Source organism: candidate division TA06 bacterium (assembly GCA_016208585.1).
GTDB lineage: Bacteria > Edwardsbacteria > AC1 > AC1 > EtOH8 > UBA5202.
This window is the reverse complement of sequence record JACQXR010000089.1, coordinates 15,798-38,775: the sequence shown is the minus strand read 5'-3', so window position 1 is coordinate 38,775 and position 22,978 is coordinate 15,798. Positions and strand designations below refer to the sequence as shown.

The window sequence follows — 22,978 nt, the reverse complement described above, 5'->3', positions numbered from 1 at the left end:
GAATATAAAACATGGCAAATCTTAAAGAACTGGCGGCCCGGGGCGACAAGTTCACCGGCGGGCACCGGGCCTGCGCCGGGTGCGGAGCCACCATCGTGGCCCGCCAGGCATTGCTGGCCGCCGGCGACAAGCCGGTAGTGGCCACCTGCGCCACCGGCTGTCTGGAAGTGGTTTCCACCATCTTCCCCCATACCGCCTGGGACGTGCCCTTCATCCACAGCGCTTTTGAGAACTCGGCGGCCACCATCTCCGGGGCGGAGGCGGCCTACCAGTCCCTTAAGCGCCAGGGCACGGTCAAGGAGGACATCCGCTTCATCGCCTTCGGCGGCGACGGCGGCACCTATGACATCGGGCTGCAGGCTTTATCAGGCGCCATGGAGCGGGGTCACAACATGCTGTATATCTGCTACGACAACCAGGCCTACATGAACACCGGGATCCAGCGCTCCTCGGCCACCCCCAAGGGCAGCACCACCACCACCAGTCCCAACGGAAAAAAAATTCCTGGCAAGGTCCAGTTCCGTAAGAACCTGACCGAGATCATGGCGGCCCACGGGATTCCCTATGTGGCCCAGAGCGTGGTGGGCAACTGGTCGGATTTCACCAAGAAGGTGGAGAAGGCCCTGGCCAAGGGCGGGCCGGCCTTCATCGCCGTGCTGCAGCCCTGCCGGCTGGGCTGGGGCTATCTGCCGGAACTGACCGCCGAACTGGGGCGGCTGGCGGTGGAGGCCAATTTCTGGCCGCTGTATGAAGTCGAAGACGGGAAATACAAACTCAATTACACCCCCAAGGAAAGAAAGCCCATCACGGAATGGATGTTCCAGCAGGAGCGGTTCCGCCACCTGAAGCGCCCGGAGAACCAGGCCATTATAGAGGATATCCAGAAGGACATTGACCTGCGCTGGGAGAACCTGGGGAAAAAGTGCAGCCTGTAAAATTAAAGTCACCTGCAAGTTTTACCACTGAAACACGGAAACCCCGAAAACACAGAATTAATTCCATTGCTCAGTTTGCAGTTTAACAAAATAGTTTCATAAATTCCGTGGTTCCGTGGTAAGAGTTATTTCTGTAGAGGTCCCAATAAGCAAGAATTTTACGAGGTGAAATAAAGTGCCGGTGGAAAATTTAAACGTATTTGAGGACGATTTTTGGTCCATTAATGAGCTGCTGAACCAGCTCCTTAAGAATACCAATTCCCTGGCGGTGCTGCTGATCGACAAGGCCGGTCAGCTGATCACCACGGCCGGCGACGTCAGCCAATTGGACACCACTTCGTTCTCCTCGCTCTCGGCCGCCGATTTTGCGGCCACCAGCCAGCTAGCCATGCTGGTAGGGGAGAAGGAATTCTCCACCCTGTTCCATCAGGGAGAGAAACAGAACATCTACGTGGCCTCCATCGAATCCCGGGTGATGCTGGCGGTGATCTTCGACCAGCGCACCACCCTGGGGCTGGTGCGGGTCCGCACCAAGCAGACGGTGACCGAACTGATCAAGATGTTCCAGGCCATCTTCGCCAAACTGGAGGAATCGCCCCCGCCCCCGCCGCTGTCGGGTTCAAATTTCGGCTCAGATTTCGCCTCCGAGGCCGAATCCGAGCTGGATAACCTTTTTAAGTAGCCGGGAGCGCCAAAAGTGTCGTTAATTAATTATTCATCGCGCGAGATCAACTGCAAGATCGTCTATTACGGGTGCGGCCTGTGCGGCAAGACCACCAACATCAAGCACATCTACACCAAGGTGGCGCCCGAGGCCAAAGGCAAGCTGATCTCTTTGGCCACCGAGCTGGACCGGACTCTGTTCTTTGACTTCCTGCCGCTGGACCTGGGAAGCATCAAGGGGTTCAAGACCAGGTTCCATCTGTATACCGTGCCGGGGCAGGTGTTCTACAACGCCAGCCGCAAGCTGATCCTCAGAGGCGTGGACGGGGTGGTGTTCGTGGCCGATTCCCAGGTGGAAAGACTGGAGGCCAACGTCGAATCCCTGGCCAACCTCCAGGACAACATGACCCAGCACGGGCTGAACATCCAGACCGTTCCCTTCATCATCCAGTACAACAAGCGGGACCTGCCCAACATCGCCTCGGTGGAGGAGATGCGGGGGCAGCTGAACAAGTTCAACTCTCCTGAAATGGAGGCGGTGGCCCACCAGGGCTACGGGGTGTTCGAGACTCTGAAGACGGTGGCCAAGATGGTGCTGAAGAACCTCAGCTGATACCGGAAGTTCTAATTTCAATATTATTATATAGCATGACCATGTCCATTTACGATATCCTGTTGCTGGCATTTTACTGTCTGATGATGCTGGTGCTCTCGGTCTATTCCTTCCATGCCTATCTGATGGTGTACCTTTACCGCAAGAACAGGGTCAACCGCCAGAAGGTCCGCTGTGAAATAACCGAATGGCCTTCGGTTACGGTTCAGCTGCCCATATTCAACGAACAGTACGTGGTGGAGCGGCTGATCGCATCCGCGGCCGCCCTGGACTATCCCAAAGAAAAGCTGGAGATCCAGGTGCTGGACGATTCCACCGACGAGACAAGGGAAAGGGCCCGGGAGTTGACCGAGCAGTATCGAAATCAGGGGATCAACATCGTCCATCTGCACCGCAGCGACCGGGGCGGCTTCAAGGCCGGGGCCTTAAAGGCCGGGCTGGCCCAGGCCCAGGGAGACTTCCTGGCCATCTTTGACGCCGACTTCGTGCCCCCGGCCGATTTTCTGAAAAACATGATGCCCTATTTCTCCTCGCCCAAAATAGGCCTGGTCCAGGCCCGCTGGGGCCACATCAACGGCCAGGCCTCGCTTTTGACCAAGGGCCAGGCCATCGGACTGGACGCCCATTTCGTGATCGAGCACGGGGCCCGCAATTCATCCGGCATCTTCATGAACTTCAACGGCACCGCCGGGATCTGGCGGAAACAGGCCATCGTCTCGGCCGGGGACTGGCAGCAGGACACTTTGACCGAGGACATGGACCTTTCCTACCGGGCCCAGCTGGCCGGCTGGGAGTTCGTCTATGTCAACGAAATAGTCTGCCCGGCCGAGGTGCCGGAGGAGGTCCACGGCTACAAAGCCCAGCAATACCGCTGGGCCAAGGGGGCCATCCAGACCGCCAAAAAACTATTGCCCCGCATCTGGCGCGATCCTTCGCTCTCCCGCCTGCGCAAGTGGGAGGCTACGATTCACCTTACCAACCACATCGTCTTCCCGGTGATGCTGCTGGCGACCCTGCTGTCCTTCCCGATGCTGGTGCTCAAGGTTTCCCAGGCGGCTTCCAGGGGCTTTTTCATCGGGGCCACGGTGTTCACCATCAGCGCCTTCAGCTATCCCATCTTTTACATCTACGCTCAGAAGGAGATCTACCCGGACTGGCGCCGCCGCATCCGCTTTCTGCCGATCCTGATGGCCGGGGCCATCGGCCTGTCGGTGATCAACTCCAAGGCGGTATTCAGCGCGTTGTTCAACCGCCAGAGCGCCTTCGCCCGCACCCCCAAGTACAACCTTACTTTGGGCAAGCCCCAGGGCTGGTCGGGAAAGAAATACAAGGCCAAGTTCAGTTTAACGGTGGTGGTGGAATTATTGCTGGTGGCCTACACTTCGGCGGCCCTGTGGTACGCCTTTAAGCACATGCAGCTGGCCTCGGTGCCGTTTTTGCTTTTGTACTGGCTGGGATTTTTGTTCGTGGGAAGTTTGTCGGTGGCGCATAGTTTTAAGAGCTGACCCTTTTGACCGCCCCACTTCGTATGCCAATCAAGTCCGTCACCTCACAGTGCATTGCCTCGTTCCCCCTCCCACGACTACGTCGCAGTGCTTCCTCCTTCGTTGCTACTATGGCGGACAAGTCGTCGGGCAGGTCGTTGCGAAGGGGGAGGCGTCGTTAGTCATTGCGAAATGGCTTTGATGCCTGGCAGATGAAGCAATCCATCTTTAAACTGTATCTACCCTAAGTAGGGGAGAGGTCACCCGCCTTACGGCGGGTTTTTCTTTGTTCCCGCGGTTTTAGGTTATTGTTTTACCAACTTTACAATTGACTTTTATTGTTAAATAGGTGTATCATATTAGTAACTAAAACAATTGCCATTTAAATTAGGTAAACCATGCCGGAAGAGAATATAATTGTTACCAAAACAATTTCATTGCGCATAATCCGACCATACTATGGCAACGAAATTGAAAACGAAATCACCGCAGCCAAAGAAAAAAGCGACTTTTCCCCTCTCAAGAGAGAAAAGCATTTCATGAGGCTGTTCTACTCGAGATTCTTGAGGAGCGAGTTGTGTCAAGCAGAGCCCGGCGCAATCAGCGCGGTGTAAAGAGGAAAATGAGCGGCTATCCCCTTCGGCCACGGGAACGTACGAAGACCAGGCATTTACACGTCAAGGATCATATTGTGGTTATTAAGTGAACAGTACTGATATTAAGACAAACCAATGTTAGAAACCTTTGTAAAAAATAAAAGAACATCTTCGCCGCTGGTTAATTTCACAAAGCCAAAGAAACTTATTGCTTTTGGGTGGTATGGCGGGAAATATTCACATCTTGATTGGCTGTTGCCGTTATTGCCTGCCTGCAATCATTACTGCGAGCCGTTTGCAGGCTCCGGGGCGGTGTTGTTGAACCGCGAACCTTCCCCCGTGGAAACTTACAATGACATTGACGGTGAAGTCGTAAACTTTTTCAAGGTGTTAAGGGAACAAAAAGATAAACTAATTGAAAAAATATCTTTCACGCCGTTTTCCCGCGAGGAATTTGCCAATGCCTGTAATTTGGACCCTGACTTGGCTGCCCTGGAAAGGGCCAGAAGGTTTTATATCCGGGCCAGGCAGGTAAGAACAGGGCTGGCCCAGAAAGCGTCAATAGGCAGATGGGCTAATTGTAAAAACACCAGCCGCGCTGGCATGAGCGGTGTGGTAAGCCGATGGTTGGGCGGCATTGAACAGTTGGAATTTATTGCAGAGCGTTTGATCCGCGTTCAGATAGAAAACAGACCAGCGATTGAAGCAATAAAATTATATGACAGTAAAGACACTTTGTTTTATTGCGATCCGCCGTACCTGCACGAGACCAGGGGGGACACCAGTTCCTATGGCTATGAAATGGACAATAATATGCATCGGGCGTTGGCAAATGTTTTAAACGAAGCAGTTGGCATGGTGGCTTTGTCTAATTATGACTGTAAACTTATGGATGAATTATACTCCAGCCGTAAATGGCATAAAATATACAGCGATGAAAAAACAATACATTCAACTAAAGATAAACGTCAAGAAGTTCTTTGGGTCAATTACGATATTAATAAAAGTCATAAAAAACATACGCTTTTTGAAAATGAATAATCCAGCCGAAATATTGGAACAATCTTATAAACTCGCGCAGAAGGCTAAAGCAAAGTCATTCGTTGCTGCAGATGAGTTTTGGGAAAAGATTGAATTTCTCTGCCGTTGCAATACCAACAAAGCGCCAATAAGATTACTGATGTCTTGTTTGTTGGCAAAATTGCATGATCCCGCAGTAGATATAAGGAAGCCCTACACTGAAATCGGCGGCAAAGGCACATTCTCCGGCAGGCATTATGACGAGCTATATATTGAAGCATTCGTTCATAAACATAAATTGCCCTGCAACCCGACGACTGCATATCTTACGCCTGCTTTTCGCAATATCGACAGAATATTGAAACCTGATTTAGAAATGGTCGGCAGACCCAAAGAAGCCTATACCTATACCCTTGAGATAATTGATGCGGTGCATAAAAACAAAGAACGCGCAGATAATGTCTTAAATGAAATAGTACGGTATTTGATTGTTGTAAAAGATGAAAATGAGCAGCGCATGGGCCAGCTCATAGCCGGCTTAAAACAAACCAATGATTTTTTACCCCTGTCTTCCGAAGAAATAATAATACTCATTGCCCAACATTTACAATGTAAAAATGCCAGCAGATTGCCGGTATTAATCGTTGCCGCAGCCTATATCACCGCCAGCGATAAAATCGGGGAATTGCCTTTGCCATTACATGCCCATACTGCCGCCGATAAACAAACTGGCTCTGTTGGCGATGTTGAAATAACGCTCAAAAACGATGAAGCTATCGTCACCTGCTATGAGATGAAAGACAAGCCGGTATCAAGGAATGACATAGTGGTTGCTTTGCAAAAGTTGGCTAAAAAGAAGATAAAAATTGACAACTACATATTTATAACGACCGGGCCCATAGATAAAGATGTTGCCGATTACGCCAAAAGTCTTTATGAACCCACGGGGGTTGAGTTTGCGATATTGGATTGTATTGGCTTTATGAGGCATTATTTGCATTTCTTCCATCGCTTAAGAAATAGCTTTTTAAACATTTATCAGGAACTGGTTTTAGCTGAGCCGTCAAGTTCAGTTACCCAGCCTTTAAAAGAAGCTTTTTTGGCTTTAAGAAGAACAGCAGAATCAGATAGATAAAATAGAATGAACAATATACTTACTGTATTATACGAGTGTAAGAATATGTCTATCGAAGCAAAAATAACCATTTTCCTCACTGCATCACTGGTTTTGATAACTGCCGTATATGCAGGGCTAACCCATAAAATATTGCAGGCGCAATTAAAAAAAGATAAATTATTAGAGCATGATTCATACTTGTTGTGCATTAAACAAACTATTGATATGTTAAATGATATTTTTGTTTACCTGAATAGATGTGCTACATCACTTGAAGATTTTACCCGGGAAAACGACAATTCAGCAGAAGAAATAAGACATATCTTTTCCAAACTTAACAATCATGTTGATTCGCATATACGTTTTTATGGCGAGGAACAATCAGTATTACAAGATATTTATATGGAGATAGTTGTTTCGAAAATGCTAAAAGGGGGTACTATTTCAAAAACAGACAAGAATACACAAATGGAAAAGATAAGAAAATTGATTGAAATATTTGTGACACTCCAAAAAAATGCAGTAATAAAAGCAAAGGAACTTAGTTACATCAAATAACCAACCAGCAATTTTAACAGGAGATCGTCATGGCAGAAGCTACAGCCACCAAAAAGGTTTCCAAAACCGAATCCGGCCACGCCAAGAACGTCGCCAACTTTGGCGCCCTGGTTACCGCAGTAGAAAGCCTGGGCAAAAACTATAATCCCACCGCCGTCAGTCTGGTCCTAAAAAGCCTTAAAACTACCAAAATATCCATCGCAAAGGCATTGGCCGATGTATCCGCCTGCGAAACCCCATACCGAAGCTCGGTCAACAAACGGCAGGCCGCCTTTGAGGGCATGAGCAAATTAGCCACCCGGGTCGTCAACGCCCTGGCTGCGGTAGGCAGCGACAAGGAAATAAAAGACGCCCGCAGTCTGGCTAAAAAAGTCCAGGGCGGCGGCAAGCTGAAGGCCGAAGACCCGGCGGTGGCCGCCAAGTCCAAATCCACCTCCCAGATGAGCTACGACAACCGGATAAGCAACTTCAAATCTTTGGTGTCCTACCTGGCCGGCGTTCCGGCCTACAAGCCCAACGAAAGGGATCTTCAGATCATAGCGCTCAACAAATACCTCGATGCCCTCCCGGTTTTGGGCGATGATATAAACACCTTTGCCGATGAATTAGCCAAGGCCCGCATCAACCGCGACAAGCTGTTGTATGCCGCCAATACCGGGGCCGTGGACATCGGGCTAAAGGTCAAGAAATACGTCAAGAGCGTCTACGGGGCCGCCACGCCCGAATACAAGCGCATCGCCAGGATAGAACTAAAGGGCCGGTAGTTCAATATCCTTTAGTCAAAGACTATATAAGCCTTGGCGGCGAGTAAGGACACGACAGGCCGTGTCCTTACAGCCTTGGCAATATAAAAACAAGCTTTGGCGGCACTCAAACAAGCCTTGGCAATGGTCAAACAAGCCTTGGCATCAATCAAATAACATTTGGCAATCTAATTTATCCCTCCGGCATGGTATAATCACGGTCATGCTGCGTACCCGGCATCTTGGCAGGTAATAAACCTCCGCCAACGTCCAATCATTTAAAAACGAGGCTTTATGTTGTTCTCCAAGAAAAAAGAAGAAAAGGCGCCCCCCAGCGCCATGGACAACCTCAAAAAGGAAGAGGAGGCCCTGATCTCCCAGGTGGAACAGGGGCGCCGCAGCTACACCTCGCTGGATCAGCTGGTAGCCGACCGCAAGGCCATGCTGGAGGACGTTGACCACCGGCTGGCCGAATCTTTGGGCGAGGAGATGTCCATGTCTCAAAGGAGGCAGGACACCCAGAGCAAGCTTGACGAAATCAACCGCAAGCTGGACGACCGCACCAAGGAGGACTCCAACCTGGCCACTAAAATCTGGGAAAAAAGGGCCGAGCTGCTGAAGATCAACCAGCAGTTGGGGGAAGACACTAAAGCCTTGGCGGCGGCGGCGGAGAAGAGCCAGGGCCTGCAGGCCCAGCTATTGACTTTGGAACAGTCGCATTCCGAGCGGCAGAGTCAGGCCGGCAGTTGGAAGGCTGAGCTGGAGAGCCTGCAAAAGTCCATCCAGCAGAAGCTGGAGGAAAAGCGCCGAGCGGAGGCCTCGTTCAAGGAACAGGAGTTAAAACTAACCGGAGCCAAGGACACTCTGGATAAATGGCAGGCCCAGGCCGCCGAGGCCGAAACCAAGGTCAGCCGGATGAAACAGGAAGAAGCTGCCCTGGCCGAAAAGGCGGACCAGACCCGCAATCTGCAGGCCGAACTGCTTTCGGAGCTGAGCGCGGCCGAGCAGGAGAAGAACGACATGATCTCCCAGGCCCAAAAGAGCCGGGAGGAAAAGGAAAAACTGCGGGCGGAGATCAAAAATCTGGTTTTGCAGAAAGACGAACTGATAAAGGGAATTGAAGAGGTCAAGCATTCGGAATCCCAGGTGCTGGAGAGGCGCCAGTCCCTGAAACAGGAAGAGGACAAGATCCGGCAGAGGATCGCCGGACTGCAGGCCCAGGAGTCCTCGGTCAATACCAAGGTGGAAGCCCTGAACGGGGCACTGGCCGAATCGGAATCCAAACTACAGGCCCTGGTTCAGGACCAGCACAGCCGCCGCCAGCAGATAGAGAGCATGGTGGCCGGGCTATCCTCCAAAGAAATGGAGCTGGCCGATAAGCAACAGCAGCATGACGGCCTGATTAAAGCAATGGAACAGATGGAGGCGGAGAAGATTCAGGCCGTCGCTTCGCTGGAGGAGGTCCAGACCAAGGTCTTTGAGGCCGGGACCAGGCAGGCCGAGCTGGAGCAGCGCAACGCCGAGCTTTCCCAGAAGATCGAAGCCGATTCAGCCCTGGCGGCCGGGTTGGAAAAAGACATCGCCCAGCGCCAGCACGAGGTGGCGGCGGTGCGGGAACTGGAAAGCTATCTGGCCGATATCCGCGGCCAGATAGAAGAATCCCGGCAGCGGCTGCAGAAGCTGGGCGAGGAACGGACCCAGGTCGAACAGCAGATAGAGCAATGGTCGTCAAGAAAACAGGAACTGGAATCCCAGGCCGGGGAGTGGGAATCCAAACATAACGAGCACAATCGGAAAATAGCGGAGCTTGAGCCGCAGCGGGTTCAACTGGAAGAGGCGGTCTCGGCCTTGTCCCGGCAAAAGCAGGAATTGGAGCAGGGCATCGCCGGCCTGAAAAACGAGACCCAGCAGCTGGAAGAAGCCAATCAGGAACTCAATCAACTGAAGGCCGAACGCAAGGAGCTTCAGGCCGAGGTTAAAAAAATCAAACAGCAAAAACAGGAATTCGCCCAATCGGCCGAGGAAAGCCAGGCCAAGCTGGACAAGTCGGAAGCCAGGTTGGAAAAGGTGAAGGCCGAGGAAGCCCAGATGAAGGAAAGTCTTTCTACCATCCAAAAAGAAGTGGCCGATATTGAAAAAGAGCGGGCCGAACTGGAGAATTACCTGCACCAGAAGCAGGACCTGCTGGCGGAACAGAAAGGCCTGAAATCCAGCGTGGACGGCTTAAAGGCGGAGTTGGCCAATTCCCAGGAACAGCTTGATGCGCTGAAGGAGGAAGAAAAAGGCTGGAGCCTGAGGCTGGGGGAGAACAAAAAACAGGCCCAGCAGATGGACAATCTTATAGAAACCTTAAGGGCTGACGAGGAAAAAGTCCGGCGCCGTCTGGAAGAGGCCGGACAGGCTGCCGGGAAGATCGCTGCCATCGAACAGGAAATAGCAGGCAAGAAGAGCGAAATAGAAGAAATGAACGCCCAGGCCGATGCGGCCCGCAGTCAAGTTGAAACATTAAAGCAGGAGCAGGCAGAGCTGGAGCGGGAAAAAATACGTCGCCGCGAAGAGGAGCTCTCGGCCTTGACCAGGTTGAAGTCCAAAGTGAGGCCCCAGGGGCTTGGCGCCGGGACGATGCCATCCCCAGTTACCCAGGCTGCCCCAATTACTCCGATTCCGGAACAACAACCGGCTATGGATCGTCCGGCCTTGGCCGGCCGGCCTTTGTCGCCATTTGCTCCCAAGCCTTCCGAGCCGGCCAGACCGCTGGGCTTGCCAAAACCCGCCCCGTCCCTGCTGAAGCCGGCCTCACCCCTGTCCGCCCCGCAGCAGGCGGTGCTGCCGATCAAAGAATATCCGGCCCTATTAAAACCTGCTTCCCCGTTTTTAAGCCCGCAGGCCCGGCCCGGCCTGTCGCCCAAAGTGGCGGTGAATCCGCTGGGCAGGATGCCGCTGCCGGTCAAGCCCCAGCCGGGTTTAAGACCGCCCGTGCCCCCGGTGGCCCACCGGCCCGCGCCTTTAAGCCCCAGGCCTCTGGAAAAACCCAAGGGTGATGTCTCGTTCAGCTGATGTCTATGGATGCGCGAGACTCATTCCGAACCACGCGGAATAATATTTTATAAGGAAACCATGAATCCAGAAATTTATTCCGGTTTTCCTGGGTTCATTATTTAGTCCGGTAATCCGGGTTAGGATAATATGGACGAAGCGTTGCAGCAATATCTGACCCACTTGGCAGTGGAGCGGGGGCTTTCGGACAACAGCATTCAGTCCTATGACCGGGATATCAGGCGCTACCTGATCTTCCTGAAAACCAAGAATATCGCAGACCTCCGGGCGGTGGAACGGAAAGTGATCTCGGAATTCCTGTCCTTGTTGATGGGGTACGGGCTTTCCCCGGTATCGCTTTCCCGGAACATCTCCGCCCTGCGCGGCTTTCACAGATTTCTGGCCTCGGAGGGGACAACCAAGTCCGACCCCACCGAGAACATAGAGACCCCGCGGTTAGACAAAAAACTGCCCGAGGTCTTGGACCTAAGCGAAGTGGAACAACTGCTGGCCCAGCCGGACCCCGCGTCCCGGCTGGGTCTGCGCGATAAGGCCATGCTGGAGATATTGTACGCCTGCGGCCTGAGGATCTCGGAGCTGTTGACCCTGAAAACTTCGGATCTGTTCTTTGATCAGGATTTCATCCGCTGTTTCGGCAAGGGGTCCAAGGAGAGGATAGTGCCGGTGGGCCGGTCGGCCCGCCACTGGACGGAAAAATACCGCCGGAATTCCCGTCCGGCCCTGCTGAAGAAGTTCAGCGCCGAGACGCTGTTCCTGAACAACCGGGGGCGGCCGATGTCCCGGATGGGTTTCTGGAAACTGCTGAAAGCTTATGCCCAAAAGGCCGGGATCAAGAAACGGGTGCATCCCCATATCCTGCGGCACTCGTTTGCCACGCATCTTTTGGAGGGCGGAGCCGACCTGCGCTCGGTGCAGGAGATGCTGGGCCATGCCGATATCGGCACTACCCAGATCTACACCCATGTGGACCGGGAATATTTGAAGGAAGTGCACCGGCAGTTTCATCCCAGGGGCTAAGACAACAAGGAGATCATAAAGAACCGACTTGCCCACGCTTGCGTGCCACCTCTTTCATCGGTGTAAACTCCGCACTTCAGCCTGCCTGCGCGTAGCCGCCTACTTGCGCGAAACTTCAGCGTAGGCAAGCTTCGGCATAGGCAGGCGCGCAGGCACGAAACATACTAAATGACGCGAAAAAAATATTAAGGGGGTGTCTATGAAACAAATAATGAATGTTATTACAATGGCATTTTTGTTGGCATTAGCAGCCTTGCCATCAGCCCAGGCCCAAAAACTGCAGGTCTCGGTAATGGACCTGAATGTGACATCCGGTCTGTCGAAAAGCGAAGTATCCATGCTGACCGACAAGCTGATAAACGATTTGGTGATTGCCAACGTCTACCAGGTGGTGGACCGCAGCAAGCGGGATGAGATTCTCAAGGAGCAGGGCTTCCAACAGAGCGGGGCCTGTGACCAGGGGGCATGTCTGGTGGAGGCTGGGCAACTGTTGGGTGTACAGAAGATGGTGGGTGGCACCATCGGCAAGCTGGGGGCGGCTTATTACCTGCAGCTGCGGGTGATCGACGTCAAGACCGGAGGAATTGATCGGGCGTTCTCCAAGTCGTATAGCGGCGACATCAGCCTGCTACTGGAGGGCATGAGAGAGGCGGCCAGCTATTTTTCCGGCGTGAAGGCACAACCGGCCCCGGCGGCGGCCGTCCTGGCCCCGCCCCAACCCCAAACCGATACTTCCCTGGCCAAACCTTCCGGAGCCAAGAAGAAAGGGGGCATTGACACCAAGAAAACAAAATGGTTCTCTTTGTCATTCTGTTTCGGAACCGAAAAGATGAAAGCAGAGAACTTCTACTGGTCGGAGAAGGACAGTTTCGGACGGGTCTATGAAGGCATTGAATGGAACAAGGGCCGGCGTTTTGGATTGGAGGGATCGGTTGTCAAGTTTTATTTGAGCCGCAAGGGAAATTCCTTCAGCATCTGCCCCGGGGACCTGGGGCTTTCCATCGTCAGCTTTAAATCGGCTTCATCCAGCGTAGCTTTTACCGACACCAACCTGGTCTCGAACACGGTGACTTCTACATCCCGCTATCTGCCGGAGGAGGCTTTTACCATCTGGAGGTTTGTCCTTTCCGATAACATTAAATTAGGATACCGGATGATGATTTCTCCGGCCGATGCCATCGAGCCCTACATAGGTGTCGGCGGGCAGTTCGATGATGTCAATCTCAGCGGAAAGGAACTGGACGACAGGGGGTTCTCCACCGTATCCAAGATCAACCTGGGATTTCCCTTCGGGGTCAGGCTCTACCGCAAGCACTTTTTCATGGGCTTTGAATGGAACAATACCGTCAAAGAGTGGGGGTGGGGAGGCGAGATGAAGTATTACGACGACCCCACCAGTTCCTCCTCCAAAAGGGAAACGGGTATCCTGTCATGGGACGGGGGGTCATACTGGATCGCCCATTTGGGCTTCCAATTCTGATATTAAGCGAACAGTTAACAGGACGACAATGCTCAGCAGACTTACAAGGATTCTTCTTTTCATGACCCTGCCGGCGGCGCTGGCAGGAAAAACCACCATTTCGATCATGGATCTTAACACTACCGCCGGCCTGTCGGCAAGCGAAGCGGTGATGTTTTCCGACAAGCTGGTGAACGATCTGGTGACTGCCAACGTCTACCAGGTGGTGGACCGCAGCAAGCGGGATGAGATTCTCAAGGAGCAGGGCTTTCAGCAGAGCGGGGCCTGCGACCAGGGGGCCTGCCTGGTGGAGGCCGGGCAGCTGCTGGGGGTGCAGAAGATGGTGGGCGGGACCATCGGCAAGCTGGGGGCGGTCTATTCCCTGCAGCTGAGGGTGATAGACGTAAAAACCGGGGCGATCGACAAGGCCTTTTCCAAATCCTACGCGGGAGACGTTAGCATCCTGCTGGAGGCCATGCGGGAGGCGGCCTGTTATTTCTCGGGCATTCCGTACCAGTCCGGCCAGCCGGCTGGCGAATCCGGGGAAGGCTTGGTCTTTCTGGGGGTTAATCCCCAGGGTTTCAACGAATACCGCAACCAGAAGGACGGGTCGGTGATGGTCGAGATACCGGCCGGCCCGTTCAGCATGGGCAGCAACGAGGGGGAACCGGACGAGACGCCGGTCCACACCATCAATCTTGATCATTATTACATCGGCAAGTACGAGATTACTATCGGGCAATTCAAGAAATACTGGGACGCCACCGGCAAAAAGATGCCCAAGCAGTTTTCCGGTCTAGAGAACGACAGCCTGCCGGTCATCAATGTCGAATGGGAGGAGGCTAAAAGCTACTGCGATTGGGCCGGCCTCAAGCTGCCGACCGAGGCTCAGTGGGAAAAGGCCGCCCGGGGGCGCGACGGACGGGAATATCCCTGGGGCAGCCGCTGGTATCCCGAGCGCTGCAACAGCAAGGAAAAAAGCGATGGTTACAAGTGGACGGCTCCGGTGGGCAGCTTTGCCCAAGGTGTCTCTCCGTATGGCTGTTACGATATGGCGGGGAACGCCTGGGAATGGTGCAGCGACTGGTACGATAAGAATTATTACGACAAATCGGCTCCCAATAACCCGACCGGGCCGGCCTCCGGGTCTTTCCGGGTGATGCGGGGAGGGTCCTGGAGCGAGGACGGGTATTATTGCCGTTCAGCCATGCGTTTCTGGTACGACGCCAAGGAGCTGATTTCCAACCGCCTTGGCTTCGGTTTCCGTCCGGCGAAATGAACCTAAGCGAGTTTGAGTAAAAAACCAGCAGGCCTGCGGCTGAAGGCGCAGGCTGATAACCTCCGCGCTTTCAGCGCGCTGCCGTTGGTAGAAAAACCTAACTCAACCCCTTGAACCCCTTCTCTTGCCAAGAGAAGGGGCCGGGGGATGAGTTCATACCCAACTCACATCCTCGTTAAACATGCGCCGAGCCCTTTTCTACATAAACCTGGCCTGGGCCAACGTTTCCAACTCGCTCAAGTCCCGGCTTTCATACCGGGAGGACTTTTGGGCCGGGTTCATCGCCAATTTCATGACCCAAATGATCGGAGTATTGTTCGTGGCCGCCCTGTTCGGCAAGGTGCCGCATTTAAAAGGCTGGTACCGCTACGAGATATTCTATATCTACGGTTTTTCCCAATTGACCATGGGCCTGTTTTTTCTGTTCTTTTCAAATCTGTTTGAGGTCAGCGAGCGCTACATCGTGGAAGGCTGGTTCGACCGGGTGCTGTTGCGGCCCTTGGACAGTTTTTTTCAGGTGATCACCGAGCGGGTGCACTTCGAGGAAATATCCAACATCCTGGTGGGCTTGGCGATCATGGCTTATTCCCTGCACCATCTCAAAATATCGCTTTCTTTGCCGCAGCACCTGATGATCCTGGGCCTGATCCTTTCAGCCTGCCTGGTCTATCTGGGCATCTTCACCGCCGCGGTCAGCGCCACCTTCTGGTTCAACGACCGGGGCAGCCTGGTCTCGGTGCTCCACCTGATGCAGAATTTCTCCGGCTACCCGGTCACCATCTACGATCTAAAATTAAGGTTCATTTTAAGCTGGATCATTCCCTACGCCTTCACCGCTTTTTATCCGGCGGTGCAGGTGCTGGGGCACAAAGGATATTCCATTTACGCTTGGCTGACCCCGGCCATCGGCCTGCTTTTTTTCGGGCTAGGGATGCTCACTTGGAAGCAGGGGGTCAAGGCCTACGAGAGTACCGGCAGCTGACGCCGCGCTCCGCTGAGCATGCAATAGGCCAAACAATGGTGACGCAATGGGCCAAACAATAGGCCAAACAATTGTCTAACCGCGATATGTCAATCGTTAATACAATAATACTTTGAATATACCATCCAATCGGGGGAATAATGATAAATCTGCCTAATCTCAGGGACATCTTCAGGGACATCTTTGGAGCCGTAATCTCGCACGATATGGCGGTGGATTTGGGGACCGCCAGCACCCTGGTTTACGTGGAAGGCAAGGGAATAGTTTTAAACCAGCCTTCGGTAGTGGCCATCGAAAAGAAGACCGGGATGCCAATCGCGGTGGGCGCCGAGGCCAAAAAAATGCTGGGCCGCACTCCGGACGAGATCCGGGCCATCCGGCCCATGAAGGACGGGGTGATCGCCGATTTTGAGATCTGCGAGGAGATGCTGCGGGCTTTCATCAAAATGGCCCAGAAGCGCCGGACCCTGATCCGGCCCCGGGTGATCATCTGCGTTCCCTCTGGCATCACCGAAGTGGAAAAACGCGCGGTGCGCGACTCGGCTGAACATGCCGGGGCCCGCGAAGTATTTTTGATCGCCGAGCCGATCGCCGCCGCCATCGGAGTAGGCCTGCCGGTGGATTCGGCCATGGGCAGCATGGTGATCGACATCGGCGGCGGCACCACCGAGATCGCGGTGATCGCCCTGTCCGGCATCGTCCGCAACACCTCCATCCGGATAGCCGGCGACGAGATGGACGAGGCCATCCTGGAATATCTGCGCAAGACCCACAATCTTTTGATCGGCGAACAGACCGCCGAGGAAATCAAGATCAGGATCGGCTCGGCTTTTCCGGTGGAGGAAAGCAGGGAGATGGAGGTCAAGGGCCGGGACGTGGTCCAGGGCATCCCCCGGGCCATCAAGGTTAAAAGCGAGGAGATCCGCGAGGCCTTAAGGGAGCCGGTGTCCCAGATAGTGCTGGCGGTGAAGCGGGCTTTGGAACAGACCCCGCCGGAACTGGCCGCCGACATCGTGGACGCCGGGATCACCATGACCGGCGGCGGCTCGCTGCTGAAGGGCTTGGACGCCCTGCTGAGAGAGGAGACCAATCTGCCGATCAAACTGGCGGGGGAAACCCAGGAATGCATCGTGCTCGGCGCCGGCAAGGTCCTGGAATCCCCGGACGATTACGAGAAGGTCCTGATGCAGAGCCGCAAGGAATGAGGATTTCACTAAAACCACGTAACTATTCAGCCAGAAAGACACGCCCATTAAAAGGCACAATTCTTGTAATACCACTTTTAACCTGTTTATCCCGCTGGAAGCGGTAGTCCGCCGCTAGGTGGATATGGGGCACAATAAAATTGATAATCCGCCTACGGCGGACAAGATGTTTGTCGACCAATTTTAAATGGCACATAGCTTGATGTGTGTCTTGGTGCCACTTCGGTAAACTCAGTGCATCGCTTGGTGGCTGAATTGTTACATAAAACCACCGAACATTTATGCGGCTGTTGAACTTCAGATTACTTAGGAAGAATGATTGGGCCTCCCTGGCGGCCGCGGTCATATTTTCCATTGTCCTGCTGATCCTGCCACCGGGCGCCAAATCATGGCTGGGGGAAAGGGTGGTGGGGACCGTTTTTGCTCCGCTGGAATGGCCATTGTCCCGGGCCCGATCCCTGCTGGTCAGTTGGAAGGAAAATGCAGTTCTAAAAGATCAATTGGCCAAGCTGACCCTGGAGCATTCGGCCTTGGTGGAAGCGGCACGCCAGAATGCCGGCCTGCGCCAGGCCCTGGAGCTTAAAACCGTTTCATCCTGGGACCTTTCCGCCGCCCAGATCTCCGGGCGCGAACCGGTGCTGTTAAGCCCCGATCTGCTGATAGACAAGGGAACCGGCGACAGCCTTCAGCCCGGGATGGTGGTGATCTCCACCCTGGGCCTGGTGGGGCTGATCTTAAACGCGGATGCCGGCCAGTCGACAGTCCAGACCGTGTTCAGCCCGGATTCCCGGGTTAGCGCCATTGACCTGCGCAGCCGGGTGCTGGGGATATACAAAACCCAGGCCGGGATGTCCTGTCTTTTCGACCGCGTTCCCCTAAGGGCCGATGTGATCCCGGGCGATACCATTGTTTCCTCGGGTTACGGAGGCGTTTTCCCCTACGGGCTGATGCTGGGAGTGGTGGGGAAGGTCGGGGTTGATAAAAGAAAATTAGTGCTGGACGTGGAAGTCCGTCCGGCATTGGACTTTAACCGCATCAATCAGGTGCTGGTGATCCGGGGCGGGCAGAATCCCCCGTTGCCCCTGCTGACCCCGGTTCCTTCTCCCGATACCCTGGCCGCCAAGGCCAGAAGAAGAACGTCGGCCCAGCCCCAGATCAGGATCCGGGCGCCGGAATTCAGGATCGAACTTCCCGACACCACTCCGCTGCAGATGGAGAAAGCGCCGCAATGAGATCTTTAAAACTTTTTTTGCTGGCCTGGCTGGCGGTGTTCATCCAGTCCTCGCTGTCCGGGCTGCTGTCGGTCTGGGGCCTGCTGCCCGACTTCATTGCCATGATCATCGGCCTGACGGCGTTGACCCTGGGCACCGGCCCGGGGATCCAGATCGGAGTAATGGCCGGATTTATGGCCGACTGTTATCATCCGTCCACCCTGGGCCTTTTCACCTTAAGCGGCGCGGTTTCTGGATACTGGGCCGGTTCCATCAGAGAACGGATTTACAAGGACCAGCTTGCCAACCAACTGTTGATCGTCGCCCTTTTGTCGCTGGTGCGTCAGCTGTTTGAATACTGGGGCCGGGGCGGCGGAGGTTTGGGCGGATATATTTCGGTTTTGATGCGTTTTGGCCTGGGCAGCGCTGTATATACCGCATTGCTGGGACTTTTATTGCTGCCGCATTTGAAACGCTTTCTGCCGCGGACCGAAAAATCAAAATTGCGCCTGGCCTAAAATGAAAAGCAGCATCTCGGTCGTTATCCCGAATTACAACGGGAGAGAATTACTTGCCTCAAATTTGCCGGCGCTGTACGACGCTTTGCAAACATCCGGGATCGACGATTTCGAGATAATTGTTTCAGATGATGCTTCGATTGACGATTCAGTTGAATATATAAAGAAAAATTATCCCGGCGTCATTCTGATCGAAAATCCTGTTAACCGGGGTTTTTCAGGTAACACCAACATTGGCATCAAAAGGGCCGGCAAGGAACTGGTTTTTTTGCTCAACTCCGATGTGATGCTGACCGAAAAATATTTTACGCCGCTAGTGCGCTATTTCGAAGATGACGATACCTTCGGAGTAATGGGAAGGATCATCGGCCTTGATTCCGATAAAATTCAGGACGGCGCCAAATATCCCGGTTATTCATACGCCGACATCAACTCCAACACCAATTACATCTGCCGGATCCCAACCCGGGGAAAAACTTTCAGCTTCTTTTTAAGCGGCGCCAATGCTTTGATTGACCGGAGTAAATTGGAGTTCTTGGGCGGTTTCGATGAAATATTCGGCCCGTATTACAGCGAGGATGCAGATTTGGGCCTTAGGGCCTGGCGAGCCGGCTACCGGTGTTACTATGAACACGATGCAGTATGCAAGCACCCGAACGCAACGATCATAAAAAAGGAAAAATCCGGAAAAGTAAAAGTGATCGCCAAGCGCAACAAAATGCTGCTGCATTTTATCCATCTAAATAACTTTGAGCTTTTATTCTATCTGCTGGCGCTGGCCGTTAAATTACTGTTCAGGACATTGTGGTTGGATCTCAATTACTGTAAATCGTTTTTTCTCTTTGCCGTTTCAATCCCCAAAGCCGTAGAGTCCAAAGCAAAATTCAAAAAACTGCAGAAGCGGAACAATGTAAATTTGTCCGTCAGAAATATTGCCGGTTTTATAAAGAGCAACATATCCAGGAACAACGTCGAAATATTTTGATGTCCGGGCATTCGGTCAAATAAGATTATCTCCGGATATCAGAGACAATAAATGTCTTGTAACGCCCGGTATATGTGCTGCAACGCCCGCCAAATGTGTTGCAAAGGCTGATAAATCTTTGGCCGAGGCCTCCAAATGTGTTGCAATAGCCGATAAATGCGTGGCAGAGGACAATAAATGTCTCGCAACGCCTGCTAAATGTGTTGCAAGGGCCGATAAATCTTTGACCGAGGCCGCCAAATGTGTTGCAATGGCCGATAAATGCGGGGCAGAGGGCAATAAATGTCTCGCAACGCCTGCTAAAAATGTGTTGCAAGGGCCGATAAATCTTTGGCAGAGGACAATAAATGTCTCGCAACGCCCGCCAAATGTATTGCAAAGTCCGGTAAATTTTTTGCAAAGGGAACTAAATAACATTAGTTGCGGGGAGATTGACTTTTGGCAAATGAACTGGGAAGCAGGGAAAGGGTCCTTTCCATTCTGGCATTGTTGACCCTCGGTTTTTCCATTTTGCTGTTCAGGTCAGGGTACCTGCAGGTGGTCAAACACGGGCATTATGCCAGGCTTTCCCAACAGAACCGGCTGCGGCGGCTTTGCATCCCGGCGCCCCGGGGGCTAGTCTTCGACTGCAACGGCGTGCTGATCGCCCAGAGCCGCCCGGGATTCGACCTGGTGCTGGTGACCGTGAATGACTGGCAGGCCTCGGTCAATAAAGCCGCCGGGTTACTGGGACTGGACAGCCTGCTGCTGAAAAGTTCGGTGATCTTACAGCGGAAGATCTTTCCCAAAGACCCGGTGGTGCTGGTCAGGGACCTGATGCCGGAACAGGTGGCCAGGATCGAGGAGAATATTCAATATCTCCCGGCATTGCGGCTGGAGGTGGAATCGCTGCGCAAGGCGGAACACGGTTCCCTGGCCAGCCACCTGGTTGGTTATACCTCATCCCTGGGCCAGTCGGAATATGCCAGATACCGGGAGAGGGGTTATAGCTACGGCGATTACATCGGCAAGGGCGGGCTGGAACTGAAGTATGAGAACTATTTGCGGGGAGTGCACGGCTGGGACTTCATCGAGGTCGACGCCAGGGGCCGCGACCTGGGGACGGTATCCGAGGCCGAAAGAATAGAACCCGATCCCGGCAGCAATATCTATCTGACCATCGACTGGCGGCTGCAGTCCCTGGCCGAAAGTCTTTTTACCGGCGATATGATCGGGGCGGCGGTGGCCATCGAACCCCAAACCGGCCGGGTGCTGGCCCTGGTCAGCCGTCCCAACTTTAACCCCAATCTGTTTGCGGCCGGAATTCGTTCCGATGACTGGAACCGGCTGGTCAACGACCCCAGCTATCCCTTATGGGACCGGGCCATTCGCAGCGCTTATCCGCCGGGCTCCACCTTCAAGGTGGTTACCGCCGCAGCCGCTCTGGAAGAATCTCTGATCACTCCGGAACAGAAGATGAAAACCCCCTGCCGGGGCAGTCTGGCGATAGGCAACCGGGTTTTCAAATGCTGGAAGAAGGGAGGCCACGGCTGGCTGGGCCTGCACGGGGCCATTGTCAATTCCTGCGATGTTTATTTCTACCAGCTGGGAATAATGCTGAAGATCAAAGGACTTTCCAAATGGTCCCAAAATCTTGGTTTCAACCAGGAAACCGGGATAGATCTGCCCCAAGAAAACCCAGGCCTGATCCCCGATGACGCCTGGTATCAGAAACGTCTGGGGAAAAATGCCAAGACGGTGGGCCGTTCCGCGAACATGTCCATCGGTCAGGGCGAAGTGATGGCCACCCCGCTGCAGATGGCTTCCCTGTATGCAGCCCTGGCCAACGGGGGAGTGTGGTGCCAGCCGCATCTGCTGTTAAAAGCCGAGGATTTCACGGGAAAAGTACTGGTTGGCGAAATCATCAGCAGAAAAAAGTTGCCTCTTTCGGACAGCACGGTATCGGTTCTTAAGCAGGCCTTGTACGGAGCGGTTAATGAACCGGGATCGACCGGCGGCGCATCCCGGGTTTGGGGGGTTAAAACAGCCGGCAAGACCGGGACCGCCCAGAACCCCCACGGCGATGATCATTCGTGGTTCGTGGGCTTTGCGCCTTTGGATGATCCGGCCATCGCGGTGGCGGTGCTAGTGGAGAACGCTGGCCACGGCTCCGAGATCGCCGCGCCCATGGCCGGAAAGATAATGCAACGATACCTTGCACTAAAGGGCTGGCTGGAAAAACCGGTCATTGCAACCGCGAGGCCGCAATGAAACTCAAAATGTTGGGTTCCCGCGATTTTGATCTGCAAATGGTGATAGCCGTTTTTGCCCTGTGCGCCATTGGCATCATGGCGATATACAGCGCCACCCAGATAGATCAGCCCCAGCTTTCGGGGCTGTGGCAGAAACAGCTGTTCTCGCTGGGTCTGGGCCTGCTGCTGCTGGTTATTATGATGGCCGTTCCCTTCCGCTATTTTGAGGCCTTTGCCTGGCCGCTTTATATTGTTTCGATGATCCTGCTGCTGGCAGTGCTGTTCGCTCCGCCGGTGATGAAGGCTCACCGCTGGATAAATTTTGGATTTGTCAGGTTCCAGCCTTCGGAGCTGGCCAAGCCGGCCACGATCTTCGTTCTGGCCAAAATACTCTCGGCCCACGATTTTTCTCTGGATAAATTCTGGAAGCTGCTGGTCCCCATAGGCGCGGTGCTGCTGCCGGCGGCCCTGGTGCTGGTGGAGCCTGACTTGGGCACCTCGCTGTCCTTCGCCGCGCTGTTTTTGACCATGGTGTTCTGGCATGGCCTGTCTTTTGGCAATTTTTTCTTCATGGTCTCGCCGGTGCTTTCGATGGTGGCTGTGGTCTCGATGCCCAGCTGGATAGGTTTTATGGCGCTGATGGCCGGAGCCTTTTGGTTTTTCAGGGTCCGGTTCAAATACGCCCTGCCCATATTTTTGTCCAATATCTTCATCGGCAGCCTGGCCCCGGCCGTTTGGTACGGGCTTAAAAGTTATCAGCGCAAAAGGCTGTTGACCTTCATCAATCCCGATCTGGATCCCAAGGGGGCCGGATGGCACGTGTTGCAGTCAAAGATAGCGGTGGGCTCGGGCGGGGTGCTGGGCAAGGGCTTTTTGCGGGGCACCCAGAAGAAGCTTTCCTTTCTGCCGGAGCAACACACCGATTTCATTTTTTCCACCTTTGCCGAGGAATTCGGCTTCATCGGTGTCCTGATCGTGCTGTTGCTGTTCTTTTGGCTTTTATTCCGGGGGATAATCATCGCTCGGCAGGCCCGCAACCGGTTTGCCAGTTTCACCGCCATCGGGATCATCGCTGTCATCGGGTTTCACGTGTTCCTGAACATCGGGGTCACCCTGGGCATCATGCCAGTGACCGGGATACCCCTGCCGTTCTTAAGCTACGGGGGAACCTCGCTGATCACCATGTTGGTGATGACCGGGATCCTTTTGAACATCGGCCTGCGCCGGTACGAATACTAAAAACGGAAAACGAAGGCAGAAAACGAAGGCAGGCTCCGCCGAACCAACCGAAGGGCTCAGGGCAAG

20 protein-coding genes are annotated in these 22,978 nt (G+C 53.8%); 19 read left to right on the top strand and 1 reads right to left on the bottom strand.

Annotated elements, in window-relative coordinates; translation table 11 throughout:
- Positions 1 to 11 precede the first annotated feature (11 nt).
- The 17 genes from HY768_06865 to HY768_06785 all read left to right on the top strand — a co-directional run bounded on the left by HY768_06865 (position 12) and on the right by HY768_06785 (position 19,442).
- Positions 12 to 935, top strand: a complete 924-nt coding sequence (locus HY768_06865) for a pyruvate ferredoxin oxidoreductase (protein MBI4726930.1) — start codon at positions 12 to 14, stop codon at positions 933 to 935.
- Between the two features lie 175 nt (positions 936 to 1,110).
- The gene (locus HY768_06860) at positions 1,111 to 1,617 is read left to right on the top strand and encodes a roadblock/LC7 domain-containing protein (GenBank protein ID MBI4726929.1); all 507 of its coding nucleotides are present in this window, start codon (positions 1,111 to 1,113) and stop codon (positions 1,615 to 1,617) included.
- Positions 1,618 to 1,632: 15 nt separating this feature from the next.
- The gene (locus tag HY768_06855; GenBank protein ID MBI4726928.1) at positions 1,633 to 2,211 is read left to right on the top strand and encodes a gliding-motility protein MglA; all 579 of its coding nucleotides are present in this window, start codon (positions 1,633 to 1,635) and stop codon (positions 2,209 to 2,211) included.
- A gap of 41 nt (positions 2,212 to 2,252) precedes the next feature.
- Positions 2,253 to 3,716, top strand: a complete 1,464-nt coding sequence (locus HY768_06850; GenBank protein MBI4726927.1) for a glycosyltransferase — start codon at positions 2,253 to 2,255, stop codon at positions 3,714 to 3,716.
- Between the two features lie 710 nt (positions 3,717 to 4,426).
- Positions 4,427 to 5,332 carry a DNA adenine methylase gene (locus HY768_06845; protein MBI4726926.1) on the top strand — a complete coding sequence of 302 codons (906 nt, stop codon included), beginning with the start codon at positions 4,427 to 4,429 and terminating at the stop codon, positions 5,330 to 5,332.
- Complete coding sequence (locus HY768_06840) at positions 5,325 to 6,446, top strand: restriction endonuclease, SacI family (protein ID MBI4726925.1); 1,122 nt, start codon at positions 5,325 to 5,327, stop codon at positions 6,444 to 6,446. The genes HY768_06845 and HY768_06840 overlap by 8 nt, the downstream gene beginning before the upstream one ends.
- A 45-nt stretch (positions 6,447 to 6,491) precedes the next feature.
- A complete protein-coding gene (locus tag HY768_06835; GenBank protein ID MBI4726924.1) occupies positions 6,492 to 6,986 on the top strand; it encodes a hypothetical protein in 495 nt (164 codons plus the stop codon).
- Positions 6,987 to 7,015: 29 nt separating this feature from the next.
- Complete coding sequence (locus tag HY768_06830; protein MBI4726923.1) at positions 7,016 to 7,750, top strand: hypothetical protein; 735 nt, start codon at positions 7,016 to 7,018, stop codon at positions 7,748 to 7,750.
- Positions 7,751 to 8,023: 273 nt separating this feature from the next.
- A complete protein-coding gene (locus HY768_06825) occupies positions 8,024 to 10,786 on the top strand; it encodes a hypothetical protein (GenBank protein MBI4726922.1) in 2,763 nt (920 codons plus the stop codon).
- 129 nt (positions 10,787 to 10,915) lie between these two features.
- Positions 10,916 to 11,803: a site-specific tyrosine recombinase XerD gene (gene xerD / locus HY768_06820; GenBank protein MBI4726921.1), complete on the top strand. Its 888-nt coding sequence runs from the start codon at positions 10,916 to 10,918 to the stop codon at positions 11,801 to 11,803.
- A 199-nt stretch (positions 11,804 to 12,002) separates the two neighbouring features.
- Positions 12,003 to 13,283, top strand: coding sequence for a hypothetical protein (locus HY768_06815; GenBank protein MBI4726920.1), 1,281 nt, complete (start codon positions 12,003 to 12,005; stop codon positions 13,281 to 13,283).
- A gap of 28 nt (positions 13,284 to 13,311) precedes the next feature.
- Positions 13,312 to 14,541 (top strand): SUMF1/EgtB/PvdO family nonheme iron enzyme, encoded by a 1,230-nt coding sequence (locus HY768_06810; protein ID MBI4726919.1) that lies wholly within the window; start codon positions 13,312 to 13,314, stop codon positions 14,539 to 14,541.
- Positions 14,542 to 14,722: 181 nt separating this feature from the next.
- On the top strand, positions 14,723 to 15,523 hold the full coding sequence (locus HY768_06805; GenBank protein MBI4726918.1) for an ABC-2 family transporter protein: 801 nt from the start codon (positions 14,723 to 14,725) through the stop codon (positions 15,521 to 15,523).
- Between the two features lie 140 nt (positions 15,524 to 15,663).
- Positions 15,664 to 16,728: a rod shape-determining protein gene (locus HY768_06800; protein ID MBI4726917.1), complete on the top strand. Its 1,065-nt coding sequence runs from the start codon at positions 15,664 to 15,666 to the stop codon at positions 16,726 to 16,728.
- Between the two features lie 290 nt (positions 16,729 to 17,018).
- Positions 17,019 to 17,960, top strand: a complete 942-nt coding sequence (locus tag HY768_06795; GenBank protein MBI4726916.1) for a rod shape-determining protein MreC — start codon at positions 17,019 to 17,021, stop codon at positions 17,958 to 17,960.
- Positions 17,957 to 18,457 (top strand): rod shape-determining protein MreD, encoded by a 501-nt coding sequence (gene mreD / locus HY768_06790; GenBank protein ID MBI4726915.1) that lies wholly within the window; start codon positions 17,957 to 17,959, stop codon positions 18,455 to 18,457. The genes HY768_06795 and mreD overlap by 4 nt, the downstream gene beginning before the upstream one ends.
- A gap of 1 nt (position 18,458) precedes the next feature.
- The gene (locus HY768_06785; protein MBI4726914.1) at positions 18,459 to 19,442 is read left to right on the top strand and encodes a glycosyltransferase family 2 protein; all 984 of its coding nucleotides are present in this window, start codon (positions 18,459 to 18,461) and stop codon (positions 19,440 to 19,442) included.
- A gap of 15 nt (positions 19,443 to 19,457) precedes the next feature.
- Here the strand turns inward: HY768_06785 and HY768_06780 are convergent, their stop codons facing one another.
- Positions 19,458 to 19,859 (bottom strand): hypothetical protein, encoded by a 402-nt coding sequence (locus tag HY768_06780; protein ID MBI4726913.1) that lies wholly within the window; start codon positions 19,857 to 19,859, stop codon positions 19,458 to 19,460.
- A gap of 21 nt (positions 19,860 to 19,880) precedes the next feature.
- Between HY768_06780 and mrdA the strand changes: the two genes are divergently transcribed.
- Together mrdA and rodA are read left to right on the top strand one after the other, a co-directional pair.
- Entirely contained in the window at positions 19,881 to 21,692 is a 1,812-nt protein-coding gene (gene mrdA, locus HY768_06775) for a penicillin-binding protein 2 (protein ID MBI4726912.1), read from the top strand.
- Positions 21,689 to 22,912, top strand: a complete 1,224-nt coding sequence (rodA, locus tag HY768_06770) for a rod shape-determining protein RodA (GenBank protein MBI4726911.1) — start codon at positions 21,689 to 21,691, stop codon at positions 22,910 to 22,912. The genes mrdA and rodA overlap by 4 nt, the downstream gene beginning before the upstream one ends.
- The last annotated feature ends 66 nt before the right edge of the window (positions 22,913 to 22,978 follow it).

Bases quoted from the DNA above. Each gene is read 5' to 3' on its own strand.
- HY768_06865 (MBI4726930.1), top strand. From the start codon at position 12: ATGGCAAATCTTAAAGAACTGGCGGCCCGGGGCGACAAGTTCACCGGC.
- HY768_06850 (MBI4726927.1), top strand. From the start codon at position 2,253: ATGTCCATTTACGATATCCTGTTGCTGGCATTTTACTGTCTGATGATG.
- HY768_06845 (MBI4726926.1), top strand. From the start codon at position 4,427: ATGTTAGAAACCTTTGTAAAAAATAAAAGAACATCTTCGCCGCTGGTT.
- HY768_06840 (MBI4726925.1), top strand. From the start codon at position 5,325: ATGAATAATCCAGCCGAAATATTGGAACAATCTTATAAACTCGCGCAG.
- HY768_06835 (MBI4726924.1), top strand. From the start codon at position 6,492: ATGTCTATCGAAGCAAAAATAACCATTTTCCTCACTGCATCACTGGTT.
- HY768_06830 (MBI4726923.1), top strand. From the start codon at position 7,016: ATGGCAGAAGCTACAGCCACCAAAAAGGTTTCCAAAACCGAATCCGGC.
- HY768_06825 (MBI4726922.1), top strand. From the start codon at position 8,024: ATGTTGTTCTCCAAGAAAAAAGAAGAAAAGGCGCCCCCCAGCGCCATG.
- xerD (MBI4726921.1), top strand. From the start codon at position 10,916: ATGGACGAAGCGTTGCAGCAATATCTGACCCACTTGGCAGTGGAGCGG.
- HY768_06815 (MBI4726920.1), top strand. From the start codon at position 12,003: ATGAAACAAATAATGAATGTTATTACAATGGCATTTTTGTTGGCATTA.
- HY768_06810 (MBI4726919.1), top strand. From the start codon at position 13,312: ATGCTCAGCAGACTTACAAGGATTCTTCTTTTCATGACCCTGCCGGCG.
- HY768_06805 (MBI4726918.1), top strand. From the start codon at position 14,723: ATGCGCCGAGCCCTTTTCTACATAAACCTGGCCTGGGCCAACGTTTCC.
- HY768_06800 (MBI4726917.1), top strand. From the start codon at position 15,664: ATGATAAATCTGCCTAATCTCAGGGACATCTTCAGGGACATCTTTGGA.
- mreD (MBI4726915.1), top strand. From the start codon at position 17,957: ATGAGATCTTTAAAACTTTTTTTGCTGGCCTGGCTGGCGGTGTTCATC.
- HY768_06785 (MBI4726914.1), top strand. From the start codon at position 18,459: ATGAAAAGCAGCATCTCGGTCGTTATCCCGAATTACAACGGGAGAGAA.
- HY768_06780 (MBI4726913.1), bottom strand. From the start codon at position 19,859: ATGTTATTTAGTTCCCTTTGCAAAAAATTTACCGGACTTTGCAATACA.
- rodA (MBI4726911.1), top strand. From the start codon at position 21,689: ATGAAACTCAAAATGTTGGGTTCCCGCGATTTTGATCTGCAAATGGTG.